This is a genomic window from Paenibacillus sp. KS-LC4, assembly GCF_036894955.1.
Taxonomy (GTDB): domain Bacteria; phylum Bacillota; class Bacilli; order Paenibacillales; family Paenibacillaceae; genus Pristimantibacillus.
Genome location: NZ_CP145905.1, coordinates 5075737 through 5096585, shown reverse-complemented (window position 1 = coordinate 5096585; position 20849 = coordinate 5075737). Strand labels below are relative to the sequence as shown.

At 50.9% G+C, this 20849-nt stretch carries 9 protein-coding genes; 7 read left to right on the top strand and 2 right to left on the bottom strand.

Annotated features, from left to right (window positions below):
* Positions 1 to 230: 230 nt before the first annotated feature.
* From V5J77_RS21515 to V5J77_RS21505, 3 genes are all read left to right on the top strand, one after another.
* Complete coding sequence (locus tag V5J77_RS21515; protein ID WP_338556975.1) at positions 231 to 2702, top strand: EAL domain-containing protein; 2472 nt, start codon at positions 231 to 233, stop codon at positions 2700 to 2702.
* A gap of 201 nt (positions 2703 to 2903) precedes the next feature.
* The gene (locus tag V5J77_RS21510) at positions 2904 to 3917 is read left to right on the top strand and encodes a LacI family DNA-binding transcriptional regulator (RefSeq protein ID WP_338552873.1); all 1014 of its coding nucleotides are present in this window, start codon (positions 2904 to 2906) and stop codon (positions 3915 to 3917) included.
* The gene (locus tag V5J77_RS21505; protein ID WP_338552872.1) at positions 3917 to 6112 is read left to right on the top strand and encodes an alpha-galactosidase; all 2196 of its coding nucleotides are present in this window, start codon (positions 3917 to 3919) and stop codon (positions 6110 to 6112) included. The genes V5J77_RS21510 and V5J77_RS21505 overlap by 1 nt, the downstream gene beginning before the upstream one ends.
* 248 nt (positions 6113 to 6360) lie before the next feature.
* Here V5J77_RS21505 and V5J77_RS21500 read toward each other — a convergent pair whose 3' ends face one another.
* Positions 6361 to 7335 (bottom strand): aldo/keto reductase, encoded by a 975-nt coding sequence (locus V5J77_RS21500; protein WP_338552871.1) that lies wholly within the window; start codon positions 7333 to 7335, stop codon positions 6361 to 6363.
* Positions 7336 to 7483: 148 nt separating this feature from the next.
* Positions 7484 to 8269: an AraC family transcriptional regulator gene (locus tag V5J77_RS21495; protein ID WP_338552869.1), complete on the bottom strand. Its 786-nt coding sequence runs from the start codon at positions 8267 to 8269 to the stop codon at positions 7484 to 7486.
* Between the two features lie 224 nt (positions 8270 to 8493).
* Between V5J77_RS21495 and pyk the strand changes: the two genes are divergently transcribed.
* The 4 genes from pyk (at position 8494) to V5J77_RS21475 (ending at position 20789) form a co-directional block, all read left to right on the top strand.
* Positions 8494 to 9915: a pyruvate kinase gene (gene pyk, locus V5J77_RS21490; protein WP_338552867.1), complete on the top strand. Its 1422-nt coding sequence runs from the start codon at positions 8494 to 8496 to the stop codon at positions 9913 to 9915.
* 888 nt (positions 9916 to 10803) lie between these two features.
* On the top strand, positions 10804 to 11589 hold the full coding sequence (locus V5J77_RS21485) for an alpha/beta fold hydrolase (RefSeq protein WP_338552866.1): 786 nt from the start codon (positions 10804 to 10806) through the stop codon (positions 11587 to 11589).
* Between the two features lie 109 nt (positions 11590 to 11698).
* Positions 11699 to 12985 (top strand): diaminobutyrate--2-oxoglutarate transaminase, encoded by a 1287-nt coding sequence (gene ectB / locus V5J77_RS21480; protein WP_338552865.1) that lies wholly within the window; start codon positions 11699 to 11701, stop codon positions 12983 to 12985.
* Between the two features lie 151 nt (positions 12986 to 13136).
* Complete coding sequence (locus tag V5J77_RS21475) at positions 13137 to 20789, top strand: amino acid adenylation domain-containing protein (protein ID WP_338552864.1); 7653 nt, start codon at positions 13137 to 13139, stop codon at positions 20787 to 20789.
* The last annotated feature ends 60 nt before the right edge of the window (positions 20790 to 20849 follow it).

Genomic DNA, 20849 nt, shown 5'->3' with positions numbered 1-20849 from the left:
AGCAGCCAAGCGGAAATTTCGGGAAAACAGCTTTTTATCAGGTAATAAAGCAGTTCATTTGAGATTCGACAATAATTGTCGCAATTTGTCGCGGCAATTTAAAATATTAAATTAATTTGGCGTTGTGTTTGGTTTAATGCGTCAAGTATACTAGAACTATATCATAATTTGGCAAAATTCGTCGATTCTATAAGCAGCTTCATTTGGAGGAGGATAGGCACTTGAAAACAATGAGGGTTGGTATTGCGCATAAATTAATTTTTACATTGGGAGCCCTCATGATCCTGTCTTTCACTTTACTTGCTTCCATTCAATTAATGAAGCTTTACGACGTTAGCTTGCGCCAAGGGGAACTGGTTGCTCAGAACCAGTCCAATGCTTACATAACCAAGATGTCCATTGACATTAATAATGCCTTAATTAGACTTGAGAGTCTACAGAAATCCTTGCAGCAAATGAAGGAATATAACATGGCTGACCGCACGGAGGCCATTAGGCTTATTGAAAATTTTGTGAAGGAACAGCCTTATATACTTGGTGTTTTTACGGTTTGGGAGCCTAATGCGTTCGATAATCGGGATGGGAATTTTCGCAATAAGAGCAGCTACGATGATGAGACGGGGCGTTTTGTTCCCTATATTGTGCGTCAAGGCGGCAGGATCGTTGCTTACCCGAATAAAAACTATGAGCATATCGGCGACGGGGACTATTACCAAATTCCTAAGAAGACGAAGAAATTCGCTTTATTGGAGCCCTATTATTATGATATTAACGGCGAGCGGCTTTTAATTTCGTCGTTTGTTTATCCCATTTTGGATGATGCGGGCAACTTTCTAGGTGTCGTTGGAGCGGATATTTCGCTTGACATGGTGCAGCAGGAAGTGGAGAAGATTCGTCCTATGGGCGGCTACACGACGATGATTACGGCAGAAGACAGCTATCTTGCAAATGGGCTGGATCGCGCATTGGTATCCAAGCCCTACTTGCCGCTGCCAGATGGCGAATCTTTAGAGGAGCTGAAGGAGCAGGCTCTGACCATTATGTATACCTCTGACCCGAGGATTAGCGGGACTGTAATGAGGCTGCTTAACCCGATACATATAAAGGATCAAACCTGGTATTTTGAAACGATCATTCCGAAGGGCAATATGCTCAAGGACTATTATAAAGGCTTAAGCAACACCGTTATTATTTCTCTGGTTGCTTTTATTTTCACAACGATGCTCATGATATGGCTCATTCGCAAAATCGTGCTCCAGAACATTCGCAAAGTGGTGCATGTGTCCTCAGCGCTAGTGGAGGGCGACACGGATCAGAAGCTGGACATTGACACGAAGGATGAATTTGAATTTATGGCGCATCAGTTCAATCGTATGATTGATCATCGCAAGGCGAGCGAGGAGCTGATTGAATTTCAAGCGACTCATGATTTGCTAACGGGCTTGCCCAATCGTTATGGCTATACGCGTCATATTAAGCAAATACAGACCGTGCCTTACAGCAGCAAGCAGGCTGCGCTGCTTTATATTGATGTGGATCGCTTTAAAGTTATTAACGATACGCTCGATTATGCAATGGGCGACCAACTGCTCAAGCAGCTTGCAGACCGCCTTAAACAGACCATTGGTGCTAATGGGCAGGTGTTCCGTTTTGGCGGAGATGAATTTGTCGTGCTTTTGAATGACGTGAATCATATGAATCCGCTGCTGCTTGTAGCTGATGATATTTTGTTTGCTATTGCTGAACCTATACGATTGAATGACAGACTTTTTTACATAACCGCAAGTATTGGCATTAGTTTGCAGCACGAGCTGACGGAGGAAACCGGCGATCGTATGGTTAAGGAGGCAGACACAGCGCTTTTTGTCGCCAAGAAGCAGCGCAATACAAGCAGGCTGTACTCTCCATCAATGAAGGATGTTTCAAAGCGGGAGCAGGAGCTGGAGAATGGTCTGTTCCCTGCTCTTGAAGGCGAGCAGTTCGTATTGTATTACCAGCCGAAGGTGGACTTGAAATCCGGACAAATATACGGGGCTGAAGCTTTGATACGTTGGAGCCATCCTGAGTTTGGCATGATCTCGCCGCTTGATTTTATCCCGCTTGCCGAGAAGACGGGCTTCATTATTCCGCTTGGGGAATGGGTGCTGCGAACGGCATGCAGACAAATTAAAATGTGGGAGCAGAAAGGCGTCACGGCGCTAACGGTCAGCGTCAATATGTCGATGCTGCAATTTCAACAAAAGCATATTGTGGAGACGATCCAGTCTATTATAACGGAAGCCTCTGTCAGGCCAGAGCAAATTGAGCTTGAGCTGACGGAGACGATATTTATGGATAATCCCGATCACACGCTGAAAATATTGCGCGAGCTGCAGCAACTGGGCATTAGGCTTTCGCTGGATGATTTTGGAACGGGCTATTCGTCCCTTAGCTATTTGCAGAACATTCCGCTGCATTATTTGAAGCTGGATAAATCGTTTATTCATGATATTGTCTCGGATTTCAAGAAGCAAATGATTTTTAAATCATTGGTTGTCATTGCCCATAACCTGAACATGAAGGTTGTGACAGAAGGCGTCGAAACGGACGAGGAGCTGCAAATTATTCGCGAGCATAAATGCGATTTGGTGCAAGGCTATATTTATAGCCCTCCGGTTACGGCTGAGCGTTTTATTGAGCTTTACCATAAGCATGTGTCGTAATGCTTGTAAGCCTTAGATTGGACATGAGTAAGTTAAGCCAGTTAGGAGTAAAATAAGGAAAAGCCAGCAGGAGCTTCCCGTACAAGGGAGGGCTCTTTTTTGCGTTCCTCGAGACCGGGCTTGTCGTGCTCTAAGAAATTTGCTAAAATAAAGCGTAGGATATTTAGTAAATTTATTAACTAAACGAATGTGGTGGAGGATATGGCAACGATTAAAGAAATTGCGGCTATGGCGGAGGTGTCCGCCGCTACGGTGTCGCGTGTGCTCAACAACGATATGACGCTCGCTGTTGGCGAAGAGACGCGTGCGCGCATATTCGCGATAGCGGAAAAGTTGCAGTACAAGCCATCGCGTCTAAAACGGCTCAAGCAAGAAAGCCAGCGCTCACAGCTGCAAATTGGCTTATTGCTGAGCTTTACGCTTGAACATGAGGATATTGATCCTTACTTTCTGTCGATTCGCAGAGGGGTTGAACGCCGCTGTGAGGAATTGGGGATCGCCATCGTTAAAGTATGGCGCATTGGTGGGACTATGGAGCCTCATCCGCAGCTGGATGGCCTCATTGTCGTTGGCGGTGTAGCGCAGCGCGATGTTCGAATGCTGTACGAGGGCCACAAGGTGGTTTTGATTGACCATCTGGGCAAGCTGCGGGATTATGACACGGTCAACTTGAATTTTGAGCAGGCGGTTGACGATGTAATGGAGCATTTGCTGGAGCTTGGACATACCCGCATTGGCTATATTGGCGGAGGAGTCGTTCAAGCCGCCGACGAGCCGCGGCGCAAGCATATGCAGCGCCTGCTGGAGTCGCAAGGCATTTTGCGCCCGGAATGGGTGCTTGCGGGGGAATGGACAACAGGCAGCGGCTATGAGCTGATGAACAAGCTGCTAGGACAGGAAGAGCGTCCCACGGCATGCTTTGTCGGCAGCGATCCAATGGCAATCGGTGCGCTTCACGCGCTGCATGAGCACGGTGTGGAGGTGCCGGGACAAATGGCGATTGTTGGCTTCGACGACATTGAGGTATCAGCTTTCATACAGCCGCCGCTAACGAGCGTTAAGGCGTATACGGAGCAAATGGGCAAGACAGCCGTGCAGCTGCTTTTAGAACGGATTGAGGGCCGCGAGGTTCCGCTGCATGTCATGATGAATACGACGCTAATGGCGCGTGAAAGCAGCGGGACAGCTGGACATAATAAGGAGGCTAACGAATAATGGCTATTATTTTTGACGAACAAAATCAGCTTTTTCATCTGCAATCGAAAGAAACCAGCTATGTAATCGGATTGGTGAAAGGCGCTTATCCGGCACATGTGTATTGGGGCAAGCGGGTACGTGGAAGCCAGCTCGGAAGACTGCTTGAGCTGAAGGAGCGCTGCTCTTTTAGTCCTTCAACGGAAGCGGATGATTTTAAAATATCGCTAGACACGCTGCCACAGGAATATCCGGCATTCGGCAACTCGGATTTCCGCTATCCTGCGTATCAAGTACAGCTGGCTGACGGAACGACGGTAACGGATCTGCGTTACGATTCCCACCGTATCATAAAAGGCAAGCCTGCGCTTGAAGGATTGCCTTCTGTTTATGTTGAGGGCGAGGATGAAGCACAGACCCTTGAAATGACACTTGCAGACAGCTATTCTGGCCTGCGTGTCGTACTGAGCTATACCGTATTCGAATCGTATAATGCGATTACCCGCTCAGCTCGTGTCATTAATGGCGGAGAGAATACGCTGCAGCTGCTGCGGGCGCTTAGTATGAGCCTGGATTTGCCGAATGACCACTATGATATGCTTCAGCTGTCTGGTGCATGGGCACGCGAGCGTTACATTCATCGCCGCCATCTTGAGCCGGGACTGCAATCGGTGGAAAGCCGTCGCGGCGCCAGCAGCCACGCGCAAAATCCATTTATCGCGCTGTTGTCCGAAGGGGCGACAGAGGATCATGGCGATGTGTACGGTGTAAACCTCGTCTACAGCGGCAACTTTGTCGGCGGCGTTGAGGTTGATCAATACCATACCGCAAGATTGTTTATCGGTATCAATCCGTTTGATTTCAATTGGAGACTGGAGCCGGGCGAGCAATTCCAGACGCCAGAGGCGGTGCTCGTTCATTCCTCCGAAGGGCTGGGCGGCATGTCCCGCAGCTTCCATGATCTCTATCGCTCGCGTCTTTGCCGCGGCAGCTTCCGTGATGAGAGCAGGCCGATTTTGATCAATAACTGGGAAGCTACTTATTTTAACTTTACAGCGGATAAAATTGAGGATATAGCTAAGGTTGGCAAGGAGCTAGGCATGGAGCTGTTCGTCCTTGATGATGGCTGGTTTGGACAGCGCAATAGTGATAATTCGTCGCTTGGCGACTGGTTCGTTGACAAAAACAAGCTGCCGGGCGGTCTTGATGATCTGGTAGCGCGTATTCGCAAGCTGGATATGCAGTTCGGCCTATGGTTCGAGCCGGAAATGGTATCACCGAACAGCGAGCTGTATCGTGCTCATCCTGATTGGTGTCTGCATGTCGAGGGAAGACGCCGTACAGAGGCGCGCAATCAGCTCATATTGGATCTGTCCCGTGCCGACGTTCGCGATTACATTGTTAAAACGATTTCGGATGTTCTCGCTAGCGCGCCGATTACTTATGTAAAATGGGATATGAACCGCAATATGTCCGAGATCGGCTCAGCGCTGCTTCCAGCCGAGCGTCAGCGTGAGACGGCCCATCGTTACATGCTTGGTCTTTATGAGGTGCTGGAGCGCATCACGTCTGCATTCCCGCATATTTTGTTCGAAAGCTGCTCGGGCGGCGGCGGACGCTTTGATCCGGGCATGCTGTATTACATGCCGCAAACCTGGACAAGCGATAATACCGATGCCGTGTCTAGGCTGAAAATTCAATATGGCACAAGCCTTGTCTATCCGATTAGCTCAATGGGCTCCCACGTATCGGATATTCCTAACCATCAGGTCGGCCGCAATACGCCGCTTGAGACTCGCGGCAATGTGGCGCTTTCCGGCAACTTTGGTTATGAGCTGGATTTGACGAAGTTCACCGACGATGAGAAGGAAACGGTGAAAGGTCAGATTGCGCTCTATAAAGAAATCCGCCATCTCGTACAGTTCGGCGATTTCTATCGTCTGTCCAGCCCTTTCGAAGGCAATATTGCGGCTTGGATGTTCGTTTCCAAAGACAAGAGCGAGGCGTTTGCTGTCTACACATCCGTCTTGCAGGAGCCGAATGCGCCTCTTGACCGCTTCGTACTGAAAGGGCTTGATCCAAGCCGCGATTATGTATGGGAAGAGAATGGCGAGACGTATGGCGGCGACGAGCTGCTGTATGCGGGGCTTGCGTCTCCGCAATTCCATAATGACTATGCAAGCAAGGTTTACCGTTTCCGCGCTGTTGGCGTTTAAGTTGATGATTAGTCTGGAACAGTCACGCCTAGTCACGTTGTAGTCGATTTGGTCAACACGTCATGAATAAGCAATGAATGAAGAGATGACTGTGAAACGAATAAGAAAAAAGCTTCCGGCGCCGCGAAAAGCGGGGCTGGAAGCTTTTTTTGCATGCTGGTCGAGCAAGCCTTGTCTTCTTGGATTTTTTCGGTGGGGCTATTTGCAAAAACGTAGAAGTATCATTGTGCTCAACAGCCTCATCAACCTTAAGGCAGCGCTTTGCCGCGCGAGCAGTTATACAGTCTGTACCATTCCTCACGTGTCAGGCGCAGCGTATTTGCATCTTTGCAGGCGAGTATACGCTTAGGATTGATTGAGCCGATAACCGGCTGAATGTTCGCCGGATGTCTCATTAGCCATGCGAGCACAATCGATTCCGGCGTCGTATCCTTACGCTCGGCGAATTCAGCAACGAGGGCGGCTGTTGCCACAACCGATTCCGGGCTGTCGCCCAGCGAAGCGCCAGAATAGATGCCTTGGGCGAGCGGGCCCCACGATTGCAGCTGAATATTTTCCATTCGGCAATATTCCAGCGTCCCCTCCGGGAACACATTATCGCGTGCTGCGAGCTGATTGACATGCATCCCTGTATCAATAAATCCATGCTTGAGCAGGCTAAGCTCCAGTTGATTGACAATAAACGGCTCGTCCGTATAGGCACGAAGCAGTTTAATCTGTCCTTGGCTCATATTGGAAACGCCAAATGCGCGAACCTTGCCGGAAGCCTTAAGCTTCGCAATGGCGCTGGCCACTTCCTCCGGCTCGACAAGCGCGTCAGGGCGATGCAGCAGCAAAATGTCGAGATATTCCGTTTGCAGCCGCTCCAAAATGCCATCAACACTGCTTAAAATATGACTTTCCGAAAAGTCAAAGCGCTGAGGCTCATCATCGCCGCCTTGCAGGCGAATGCCGCATTTGGATTGCAAAATGATTTGCTCGCGCAGGCCCGGACGGTCCTTCAGCACTTGACCGAAAACCTGCTCGGCTTTGCCGAACGTATAGATATCTGCATGATCATACATATTAATGCCAATTTCCAGCGCTGCGTCGACGGCTGCATGGCCTTCCTTAAAGTGCTCGGCCTCAATCGGATTGCGGTTCCAGCCGCCGCCAAAGCGCATGCAGCCGAGAACGAGCTGGCTCGCTTCAATGCCGCGTTTATGCAAAGGGATCGAACTCATACGTTTATCAACCTCCATGTAAGTGATTACATCATTTCTTATTATAATGCTAAATGGACAAGCGTGCAGTGCTTAAAGATGAAAAAATAGGTCGCACCTTGCCCAGTAAGGACGATTATTCGGTATATTCAATGGGTTATTCACGTATTCACGGCTGGGTCTTGGCGCGCTCTGTCATATAAAAGGTCGGCGTCCTTCCAGTAAAGCGCTTGAATAGCCGCTGGAAGTAAGAAACGTCGCGATAGCCGACGAATTCAGCAACCTCACCAACCGTCAGCATGGAGTCGATGAGTAGATAGATCGCTTTTTTCATCCGCGTATCATGAACGAAGGTGCTGATCGTCTGCCCCGTAACACGGCGGAAGAGGGTGGCGGCATAGTTGGGGCTTTTCTGAATGTAGCTGCCAAGCTCCTCCTTCGTAATTTTTTCACGGTAATGGTTGAAAATATAATGCTTCATGCGCTCTACCTGCTGGTTCGTATCGGCCATCGCTGGCCCCTTGTTCCATTCGCGGTTCCAGACCGCCAGCCATTCGGTTACGACAGCCTGCGCGATTATATTCGCATACTCAGCCTGCTCTAGCCATTCCGCATGCAAATGCTTCATTCTGGCTAGCAGCATATCGTACATGCCAATGCGGGATTTCACCCATGTCTGGCGCTGAAGCAGCGGCAACACGGGAGCGGCAGACAGCGTTATGGCAACCACAAACTTCTCATGAAAAACAGTAGGCACACATTTGCCATAATAAGCTTGATTCGGCGGAATATAGAGCAGGTCGCCTTTCTCGGCGATAACCTTCTCGTTTTCAATCCAATAGACGACGGTCCCGTAGCTCACCAGTATCAACGCGGCTTCGTTCGTATTTGTTGTATTTTTTTCGTAAAACCAATCCATTCCCCGGTCCTGCCGAACGTCTGTTACTTGCAGCATTTAGGGCGTTAGCCTCCTTTTTAAAAAATATATGAAATGATAAGTTTCACTCATGTATTCGGCTTATTTTCTGTTCTCAAAACGGAAGCTTTGCCGCCAAAGGACGGCGAAAGTCGTTTACGCTTTGATAGTACTATATTTCATTTAGAATACTATATTTCGTAGTCGATTGAAACGGCTAGGTTTATAATAGGGGTATAAATGTTCAGGAGGATTGAGACTTCATGCGTAAAACCAAAATTGTTTGTACGATGGGACCCGCTTGTGATTCGGTTGATACTTTAAGGGAAATGATTCGATCAGGGATGAATGTGGCGCGGCTGAATATGGCGCACGGGGAACTGGAGGATCATGCTGGGCGGATTGAGCGGATTCGCGAAGCGGCTGCTGCTGAAAATGCAATCGTGCCGATTTTGCTGGATATTAAAGGGCCGGAGGTGCGGATTGGCAAGCTGGAGGAAGCCTCTTACCTGCTGGTGGCTGGCGAAACGCTGACGCTGACGACGGAAGACGTGCTTGGCAACGGCCGCCGCATTCATGTTAACTACAGCGAGCTTCCGCTTGTCGTGAAGCCGGGCAATACGATTTTGCTTGACGATGGTCTGATTGATCTTGAGGTAGCATCGGTGGAAGCGACGGAAGTGCACTGTACGATCGTAAACGGTGGTCTGATCAAACCGCGCAAAGGGGTTAACCTGCCGGGTATCCGCACGACGCTGCCGGGTGTTACGGAGCGCGACATTCGCCATATCCACTTCGGCATTCAACAAAATATTGATATTATCGCGCCTTCCTTCGTAAGAAGAGCGGAGGACATTTTGGAAATTCGCGAGCTGCTGCAGGCGCACGGTGCTGGCCATGTTCAAATCATTTCGAAAATTGAAAATGAAGAGGGCGTCGTCAACCTAGATGCGATCATTGCAGCATCGGATGGCATTATGGTTGCCCGTGGAGACCTCGGTGTTGAGATTCCAGTTCAGGATGTTCCCTCTATGCAGCGTGACATGATCAATAAATGTAACGTTGCTGGCAAAGCTGTTATCGTTGCGACTCATATGCTGGATTCCATGCAAGTAAACCCTCGTCCTTCACGCGCTGAAGTGAGTGACGTTGCAGGTGCGGTTATGCAAGGAACGGATGCGATCATGCTGTCCGGCGAGACGGCTGCAGGAAAATATCCGGTCCAATCGGTTGCGACAATGGCAGCCATTGCGCTTAAAGCAGAGTCTCAGTTGGACTACTACACAGGCTTCCAAGAGCGCCGTCAGCTTGCTTCAACGACGATTACAGAAGTCATTAGCCAAGCGGTTGTCAGCTCATCTCTTGAGCTGAAGGCGAAAGCGATTCTAACGCGCACGGAAAGCGGCTTTACGGCGCGAATGGTATCCAAATATCGCCCGCAATCGCCAGTTATCGCGATTACTTCCGACGAGAAAATGTTGCCGCTGCTAGCGCTGCTATGGGGCGTTATTCCGGTGAAGGGCACGAAGACAGGAACGACGGACGAGCTGCTGCATGCTGCAATGGCGGATGCGGAGCAAACGGGACTGCTTGCTGAGGGCGATTTTGTCGTCATTACGGCAGGTGCGCCTGTTGGTCAGTCCGGCACGACGAATTTAATCAAAATCGAGCAATATGGCGTATAGCCGCAAGCCTAAACGATAGGCTGAACGTAAGCCAGAGCCCCAACAAGAAGGATCATATCAACAAGCCTTGCGCATGGATGGAGTCATGCAATCGACTCCTCCTTTGGTCGCATTTGGGCTCTAAACATTTCGTCGTACTGACGCAAGTGTATTTCGGCCTGTTTTGGAATATAGGTCTTATATATGTTTTTGATGTAGGATTAAGCCTGCGCAATTGCCGTGCTATCGGTTAATGCGCCAGGCTTTTTCTTTTCCGCTACGAACATGACAAAACCGAAAGCGAAACCCAAATTCATAGTAAACAGATAATTGCAATAGCTCTTCGGTAGGCTCTTTCTCATCACCGACTAATCGTTTGAGTGCTCCTTCATGTTGTCACAGACAAGGGTTTGGTATGTACTGTCAATAGGCTTAATGAATTATGTATACAAGAAGCGTAGTAGATAGACAGCTCTGCACAAAGGGTAAGTTTTCGTCTTCAACGGGTTCCGGATTGCAGCCTAGTTTCTCGTTAATTTGTAGGTAGGTAGTAAAAATCGAGTTTTTTGGTGTAATAACCATAAAAATCTATAATAATTCCAAAATGGTAAAAACCAAAAGCTTCAAAAATTGAAATGGGAGGAAATGAACCAAGGTGGTGCAGGCGTAAGCCTTGTCCTATATGGATTTTTGATGAAAATGGGGTGTTTTAGGCAGTGAGGATTCACGAACTAAAGAACCTTATGGGAAATCTCCCAATATCTATAAAAATCAATGGTTATGCGCCTTTACGGTCTCTTAATGTTTAATTTAGTCTGTTTTACTCGCTTTTTACAATTTTTAAATTGTATATTTTTGATATTTTTGTTATAGTAGCCACATAAATACTATGATGTGGGTGATAGAGAGATGACTGTTCGAGAGAGTTCCTGGTTCTTGAATGCGCATGCCGGCTCTTTTGCAAAGCTCCGCTTATTTTGTTTTCCTTACGCCGGCGGCGGAGCCTCTGTATTTAGTAACTGGAAGCGAGAATTGCCGACTCACATTCAAGTTTGTCCCGTTCAGCTTCCAGGCCGAGAAAGCAGAATGTTAGAGGACCCGATGGATTCCGTCGAGGCTATCGTTCATTCGCTTGTCTCGGAGATAACACCGTTTTTACATACGCCCTTCGCATTTTTCGGCCACAGCATGGGGGGGCTAATAGCCTTTGAAACCGCTCGTCAATTACACTTCAAGCATCATGTGGCTCCACTCCACTTATTCGTATCAGGTAAAACTGCGCCTCACCTGCCTTATCCAAGAAAATCCCTACACAAATTGCCCGATGATCAGTTTAAGAAAGAGCTTCAGCTCATGCAAGGCACACCTGAAGAAGTTTTACAGAATGATGAATTGATGGAAATTGTAATGCCTCAATTGCGGGCTGACTTTTCCGCCGTTGAAAACTATGTATACAGACCGGGGGAAGTGCTTCCTTGTCCGATTTCGGTTTTTGGCGGATTGCAGGACCATGACGTAAGTATTGAATCGCTTGACGCTTGGCAAGAGCATACAAATGGTGCATTCCAAGTTCAGATGCTGGAGGGTAATCATTTTTTTCTCCAACAACAGGAACAAGAGGTCATCAGAAGTGTGTTGCGCGAATTATCACCTCAGTTGAGGGGGGTTGCTGCAAGCGGTCAGGCTGTACGTTAACCAACGGTCGCATAAAAATGATGAAATCACGCTCATTGCTGTCCATCGCCGCCTATTAAGGAAGTCTTTTTGTTATGCACATTTTCATAATTATGGAGGGATTTTTTTTATGACAACCACATTCGAAATGCTGGAATCCAATGTAAGATCTTATTGCCGTTCTTTCCCCGATGTTTTTGTGCGTGCGAAAGGCTCGGTATTATACGCCGAGTCCGGCAAAGCGTTTATCGATTTCTTCGCCGGAGCCGGAGCGCTAAATTACGGGCACAATAATGATTTTATCAAGCAACAGCTCATCCAATATTTGCAATCGGACGGCCTTAGTCACGGACTGGATATGTACACTTCCGCCAAGGAGACCTTTTTGCAGACGTTCTCAGACAAAATTCTGAAGCCGCGCGGTCTCGACTACAAGCTACAGTTTTGCGGCCCTACTGGAACCAATGCGGTAGAGGCGGCGCTGAAATTGGCAAGAAAAGTGAAGGGAAGGACGGGCGTGTTTGCTTTCATCGGTTCGTTTCATGGAATGTCGCTTGGAAGCTTATCCGCTACAAGTAGTCTATACCACCGCGAAGCGGGAGGATTGCCGCTTCATGATGTTACGTTTATGCCATTCCCAACGGGCTTTATCGACAGCTTGGATACAATCGGCTACATGGAAGCGATATTAACGGATGATCATTCGGGGATAGCCAAGCCGGCAGCTATCATCCTTGAAACCATGCAAGCTGAGGGCGGTTTAAATGCGGCGCCTACCCAGTGGCTGCAGGATCTTCGGGAGCTTTGCAACCGTCACGATATATTGCTGATCGTCGACGATATCCAGGTAGGCTGCGGACGAACAGGTTCATTTTTCTCCTTCGAACGGGCGGGGATTGTTCCCGATCTGGTCGTGCTCTCCAAATCAATCAGCGGTTATGGCCTGCCGATGTCGTTGCTGCTGTTAAAGCCCGAACTGGATGTTTGGCAGCCGGCTGAACATAACGGGACGTTCCGGGGAAATCAGCTTGCGTTCGTTGGCGCGACGGCGGCTCTTGAGCTGCGGGAATTGACGCAGTTGGAAGCAGAGACGGAACGTAAAGCGCAGTTTGTTGAGCAATACTTGAAGGAGCATATTTTGCCGATCAATCCACTCATCACGATGCGCGGTATGGGATTGATTTGGGGCATCGACGTATCGGCTTGCCAGGATGAGCATCTCTCCAAAGCCATCGTGTCTCGATGCTATGAGCTTGGACTCATTGTCGAACGAGCCGGACGTCAAGATATGGTTGTTAAGCTGATGCCTGCGCTTACGATTTCCATGGACGAGCTAGCTGCCGGATGCGAAATATTCAAGCGGGTCGTATCGGAATGCTGCACCTTGATCAATTCACTTCAGCCTCAGCTGACATAAACACCGCTTGGAAGAATGGACGGCGATGCTCTTGCCAAGCGCTCTGGCTTGTAGCGATCATTTTGGCGTTTACATAGCACAACGTCGGAGCGTCTGGCTAGGCGGCGCGTACCTCGGAGGTTCAATCAAGAATTTATCAAGGGGAGAGACGATGAAAAACAACAATGTTCCATTATTTCCATTAACGCAACCCCAGGAGCGGATTTGGTATACCGAATTGCTATATCCAAATCGAACGACCTCGACGATCGTTGCGATAGTGAAAATAACAGGCCGCATCCATGTGACCGCTTTGAAGCAAGCCATAAACAAAGTCATTGAGCAAAGCGACTCTTTTCGTATCCGATTGAAGACGGAGAATGGAGTTCCTTATCAATACGTTCGGGATTATGAGGAGAAGGATTTCGAATGTATGGATTTGAGCAAGGAGCAGGCGGAGCAAAAGATGCTTGAGCTTCGGTCGATTCCGCTTGAGCTGCTGGAATCCGAGCTGCACGAGTTCGTTGTGGTACGGATTGGGGACGAGGAGACGTGGATCAATTTCAAGATGCATCACATCGTATCCGATGGCATCTCCATGAATTTGGTCACGAATGAAATCATGCAGCATTATTCCAATATCATAAGGGGCAACAGCTCTCCTTGTAAGTACAGCTCTTATATTGATTTTATTCAGGTCGAGCACGATTACGAGCAATCCGAGCGCTATCAGAAGGACAAGGACTATTGGCTCGCAAAATTCGGCACTTTGCCCGAAGCCATAAGCTTGAAGTCATACAATCCGCTAACGATGGGTACGGACGCAAGAGCTGAGAGATGGATGCTTAATGATGAGCTGCATCATGGCGTAAAAGCTTTTTGCGAGGAGCATCAGATCAGTATCTTTACCTTCTTTTTGAGCGCTTTATATATTTACATGCATAAGGTAACGAGCGAGCAGGATGTGGCAATTGGAACATTGTATGCGAACCGGACGACAAGGAAAGAAAAGGAAACGGTAGGTATGTTCGTCAGTACGGTCGCAACGAGGATGCTGGTAGAGCCTGAGCAGGAATTGCTTTCGTTTCTAAAAAATGTCGCCAAAGAACAAGCCTCCATCCTGCGTCATCAGCGTTATCCGTACAATAAGATCATTCAGGACTTGCGAGAGGTTCACCGCAATCAGGATGTCCAGCGGTTGTTTGGCGTGTCGATACAATACCGAGCATTGAGCTTCTTTCGTATGGATGAGGCGGTTGTAAATGGGAATCAAGATTACACCGAGGATTCGGTTAACGACTTTGATATTCATGTACTGGATTTTACAGATGATGGGAAGCTCTTTGTTGATCTGTATTACCGCACACAGCTATTTGACGAGCAGGAAGCGAAGGCGATCATTCAACAATTCAACTGTGTCTTGGAGCATATGATTCGCAGCCCATATCAGAAAATCTCCGAGCTTTCGCTTATAAGCGAAGAGGAGCAGCGCAGGCTGATCACCGCCTTCAACGATACGGAAGCGGATTACCCGAGAGAGAAGACGATTCAGGCGTTGTTCGAGGAGCAGGCGGAGCGTCATGCGGATGCGGTCGCGGTCGAGTACGAGGACGAGCGTCTGACGTACCGCGAGCTGAATGAGCGGGCGAATCGTCTGGCGCGTACTCTGCGCAGTCAAGGCGTAGGGGCGGATCAGCTGGTGGGCATTATGGCTGAACGTTCTCCTTTCATGGTGATCGGGATTCTCGCGATTTTGAAGGCGGGCGGGGCGTATGTGCCGATTGATCCGGAATATCCAGAGGAGCGTATTCGCTACATGCTGGACGATTCGGGAGTCGGCGTGCTGCTGCTGCAAGCGCATTTGCGGGACAAAGCGACGTTTGCGGGCGTCTGCCTGCTGCTGGATGACGAGCAGACCTACGCAGCGGACAGCACGAGCCTCGCCTCGGTTAACGAGCCGAACGATTTGGCTTACGTGATCTATACCTCGGGAACGACAGGCAAGCCGAAAGGCACCTTGATCGAGCATAAAAACGTCGTGCGGCTGCTGTTCAACAGCAAAAACCAGTTCGACTTCGGCGCATCCGATACATGGACCTTGTTCCATTCGTTCTGCTTCGACTTCTCGGTGTGGGAAATGTACGGAGCGCTGCTGTACGGAGGCAAGCTGGTCATTGTGCCGCCGATGACGGCGAAGCAGCCGGGACAGTTTTTGCAGCTGCTGAAGGAGCGAGGCGTGACGATTCTGAACCAGACGCCGACGTATTTCTACCAGCTGCTTCGCGAAGCGCTGGCGGAGAGCGGGCAAACGCTGAGCCTTCGAAAGGTGATCTTCGGAGGAGAGGCGCTGGCGCCGCAGCAGCTGAAGGCGTGGAGGAAGAGGTACCCGAATACGCAGCTGATCAATATGTACGGGATCACCGAAACGACGGTACACGTGACCTACAAGGAAATTACCGAGGTGGAAATCGCCGAGGGAAGAAGCAATATCGGAAGACCGATCCCGACGCTGAAGGTGTACGTTCTGGATGGGAAGCGCCGATGCGTGCCAGCGGGAGTGGCAGGAGAGATGTATGTAGCCGGAGAAGGTCTGGCGCGCGGTTACTTGAACCGCCCCGAGCTGACAGCGGAGAAATTCGTGGACGATCCGTTTGCGCCAGGCGAGCGGATGTACCGATCAGGGGATTTGGCGAGATGGCTGCCGGACGGCAACATCGAATACATGGGACGGATCGACCATCAAGTGAAAATACGCGGGTACCGAATCGAGCTTGGGGAAGTGGAAGCGCAGCTGTTGAAGGTGGAGTCCGTGCGGGAAGCGATGGTCATGGCGCGGGAGGATGAAAACGGCGAGAAGCAGCTGTGCGCGTACGTAGTAGCGGACAAGCTGCTGACGGTGAGCGAGCTAAGAGGAAGGCTGTTGCAGGAGATGCCGGGGTACATGATTCCGTCGTACTTCGTGCAGCTGGAGAAGATGCCGCTGACGGCGAACGGGAAGACGGACCGCAAGGCGCTGCCTGCGCCAGAGGGAAGCGTGAATACCGGTGCGGAATACATCGCGCCTCGTACAGCGCTGGAGGAGCAGCTCGTGCGCATTTGGCAAGAGGTGCTTGGAACGGAAAGGATCGGAGTGAAGGACAATTTCTTCGATCTTGGCGGGCATTCCCTTCGTGCGACCGCGTTGGCAAGCAAGCTCCACGAAGAGATGAACATCAATCTGTCACTGCGGGACGTATTCCGACTTCCGACCATTGAGGAAATGGCTCGGGAGATGGGCGGGATGGAAGAGAAGCTGTATGCCTCTATACCGCTCACCGAAGAAAAGGAGTATTACCCGGTATCGTCAGCGCAAAAGCGGCTTTATATTTTGCAACAGTTGGATGGAGCAGAGCAAAGCTATAACATGCCGGGGATTATGAAGCTTGACGGCATACTTGACCGGGAGCGGCTTGAAGAAGCTTTCCGGCTTTTAATCGCGCGTCATGAGACGCTGCGCACTGGCTTTGTGCTGGTGGATGGGGAACCTGTGCAGCGGATATACCCGCAGGCGGAATTAATATTGGAGCATCGGAAAGTAAGTGATGAAGAAGCGCAGGAGGCGATGAGACATTTTGCCCGAGCGTTCGATCTGGGACAGCCGCCATTATTGCGTGCAGGTTTGCTGGAGCTGTCTAAAGAGAGCCAACTCCTGTTGCTGGATATGCATCATATTATCTCCGACGGCGTGTCCGTGGATATCTTAGTGGAGGAGCTTGTCCGCTTATACGGAGGCGAGGAGCTGCCTGAGCTGCGAATCCAGTACAAGGATTACGCAGTATGGCAGCAATCCGAAGCGCAGCGCGAGCGTTTGAACAAGCAGGGAGCCTACTGGCTGAGCCAGTTTAGCGGCGAACTGCCGGTGCTGGAGCTGCCGACAGATTATGCGCGTCCTGCCGTGCAGCGCTACGATGGGCATACGCTGCAATTCCATCTGGATGCGGAGAAGAGCGAGGGCTTGAAGCGAATCGCGGCGGAAAACGGTGCGACGCTGTACATGGTGTTGCTTGCGGCGTATACGATTTTGCTGCAAAAGTATACGGGTCAGGAAGATATTATTGTCGGCACGCCCATCGCGGGAAGGACGCATGGCGACCTGCAGCCTTTGATCGGGATGTTCGTCAATACACTGGCGCTGCGCAATAACCCGGTGGGGGACAAAACCTTCCTGTCGTATTTGGCGGAAGTGAAGGAAACGACCTTGGGAGCCTACGAGCACCAGGATTATCCGTTCGAGGAACTGGTGGAGCAATTGCAGCTGACCCGCGACTTGAGCCGGAATCCGCTCTTTGACACTATGTTTTCGCTGCAAAGCTTGGAAAATAGAGCTTATCATCTTGAGGGCCTTCAACTGGCTTTGTATCCGAATGCCCATTTGGTGTCGAAATTTGACCTGAGTCTGGACGTTATGGAAGGCAAGGGCGGTTTGGAATGTGCCCTCGAATATGCAACGGCATTGTACAAGCAAGAAACGATAGAGCGGTTAGCGAAGCACTTCGAGCAAGTGGTCGCCGCGATCGTGAATGATCCGGGCGCGACAATCGCGTCGTTAGGTCTGCTGACGGCGGAGGAGCAGGAGCAAATTCAGCGCGTATTCAATCCTGAGACCGCGCCGCCGCTGCTGGAGAAAACCTTCCATCACCAGTTTGAGGAGCAAGCGGAGCGAAGCCCGGAGGCGACGGCGGTGGTGTACGAGAAGACGCGGCTGACGTACCGCGAGCTGAACGATCGTTCGAACGTTCTGGCGCGCAGCCTGCGAGCCCAAGGGGTGAAGCCGGATCAGCTGGTCGGCATTTTGGCCGATCGGTCGGTGGACCTGCTGGTCGGGGCGCTGGCGGTATGGAAGGCGGGAGGCGCCTATGTGCCGCTCGATCCGGATTACCCGGCCGACCGCATCCGTTTTATGCTGGCGGATAGCGGAGCGGAAGTGCTGCTGACACAGACGCATCTGGAGGAGCGCACGCGGGAGTGGCTGGCGGAGGAGCAGACGCTGCAGACCGTGCTGTGCTTGGATGACGAGGCGCTTTATAACGAAGGCGCGTCGAACGATTCGAACCGAATGAATTTGACGCATGTCAACAAGCCGAGTGATCTGGCCTATGTCATCTACACGTCGGGGACAACGGGGCGACCGAAGGGCGTCATGATTGAGCACCGCAGTTTGGTGAATACGGCGGATGGCTATCGCCGGGAATACCGCCTGAACGAGTTCCCCGTCCGGCTGCTGCAATTAGCGAGCTTCTCCTTCGACGTGTTCGTGGGGGATATAGCGCGGACGCTGTACAACGGGGGAACGATAGTCATTTGTCCGAAGGACGATCGGATCGACCCTGCCCGGCTGTACAGCTGGATACGGGAATGCGAGATTACGATCTTCGAATCGACACCGGCGCTCATCGTGCCGTTCATGGCGTATATCACCGAGCAGGAGCTGTCGCTTCCCTCGATGCGACTGCTGATTACGAGCTCGGACAGCTGCAGCGTGGGGGATTACCGCGAGCTGCAGGAGAGGTACGGCGAGCAGATCCGCATCATCAACGCGTACGGCGTGACGGAAGCGGCGATTGACTCGAGCTACTACGAGGAGCCATTGGAGCAACTGCCGGAAGCAGGCAATGTGCCGATCGGCAAGGCGTGGCTGAACGCACGGTTTGCAATCGTCGATGCGCATCTGAATCCGGTGCCGGTGGGCGTGCTGGGGGAATTGTGCATCGGAGGAGCGGGCGTGGCCCGCGGCTACTGGAATCAACCGGAGCTGACGGCGGAGAAGTTTGTGCCTAGCCCGTTCGAAGCGAGGGAGCGGTTGTACCGAACGGGTGATCTGGCACGCTGGATGCCGGACGGGAACGTGGACTTTATCGGCCGGATCGACCATCAGGCGAAAATCCGGGGCTACCGGATCGAGATCGGGGAGATCGAGTCGCAGCTGCTGAAAGCAGAAGGCATAGGAGAAGCGGTCGTGGTGGTGCGAGAGGACGCAGGCGGGGAGAAAGCCCTGTGCGCGTACTACACGGCGGACCATGAGCGGAAGGCAAGCGAGCTGAGAGCAGCGCTGTCGCAGGAGCTGCCGGGGTACATGATCCCGTCGTACTTTGTGCAGCTGGAGAGGCTGCCGCTCACGGCGAACGGCAAAATCGACCGCAAGGCGCTGCCAGCGCCGGAAGGCGGACAGAGCGGCGTGGAGCATGTGGCGCCACGGACAGCGCTGGAGGCGAAGCTGGCAGGCATCTGGCAGGAGGTGCTCGGGGCTGAGCGGGTTGGCGTTCGAGCCAATTTCTTTGACCTCGGGGGTCACTCCTTGCGGGCAACCACACTGGTCAGCAAAATTCACAAGGAGCTGAACGTGGAGCTGCCGCTGCGGGACGTATTCCGCTACGCGACGGTCGAGGAAATGGCCGAAGCGATCAAGCGGATGGAGCGAGCGGAGCACGTCTCCATTCCTACGGCAGAAGAAAGCGATTATTACCCGATGTCTTCGGCGCAGAAACGGTTATATATTTTGCAGCAAACGGAGGGAGCGGAACAAAGCTATAACATGTCGGGAGCGCTGCTCCTTTCAGGGCCGCTCGACCGGGCGCGTTTCGAAACGGCATTCCGCACTCTGATTGCGCGTCATGAGACGCTGCGCACCGGGTTTGAGCTAGTAGACGGCGAGCCGGTACAGCGGATATACCCGCAGGTGGATTTTGCGGTGGAGTATAGGCAGGCAACGGAAGAGGAAGCTGAGGAAATTGCACGACAATTTGTCCGTACCTTTGATCTGGAGCAGCCTCCTTTACTGAGGGTAGGGCTGATTCAAATAGAGAAAAAACGCCATATTCTGTTGTTTGATATGCACCATATCATTTCCGACGGCATTTCCATCAACATTGTAATAGATGAATTTGTTCGTTTGTACAGCGAGGAGACGTTGCCGCCTCTGCGGATTCAATATAAGGATTATGCCGTATGGCAACAGTCCGCAGCGCAGCGTGAACGAATGAAACAGCTGGAGGCTTACTGGACAAATGTTTTGAGCGGCGAACTGCCGCGCTTGGAACTGCCGACCGATTTCGCCAGACCGGTCATTCGCAGCTTTGAGGGAGCCGTGCTGAGCATCGTCATCGACAATCAGAGAAGCGAAGGATTGAAGCGAATTTGCGAGGAAACCGGGTCAACTTTATACATGGTGTTGTTGGCAGCTTATACGGTTTTGCTTCATAAATACTCTGGTCAGGAAGATATCATCGTGGGCGCGCCGATTGCAGGAAGAACGCATACAGATGTTGAGGCGCTGATCGGAATGTTCGTCAATACGCTCGCCATCCGCAGTTATCCGGCGGGAGAGAAGACGTTCCTGTCCTATTTGGAGGAAATGAAGGAGACGACTCTCCAAGCCTATGAGCATCAGGATTATCCGTTCGAGGAGCTTTTGGAAAAAGTGCAGGTTGCGTGGGAATTAAGCCGCAATCCGTTGTTTGACACCGTATTTGTGCTGCAAAACACCGAAGACCGAAGTATTGACGAGATCCGAGAGATGACCGTAGAACCGTTCATGCACTATCAAACGATCGCCAGATTCGATCTGACTCTGGAACTGAAAGTAGAGAAGGATGGCACGATTAGCGGTCAATTCGAATACTGTACGAAATTGTTTACCCCGAATATGATTCGTCATTTCGCCGAGGATTTATTAACGATTATTAGCCAGATTTGTGAACAGCCTTCCGTTCTGTTGAACACGATTTCGCTTACACGTAGTGCGGAGCAAGAGCAGCTCCTTGAAGAATTCATTGATTTTGCTTTTTAGTTTTCATTTGCTGCAAGTGTGCGTGATGGCCGAAACGCCATAGCGCACACATACGGCGAA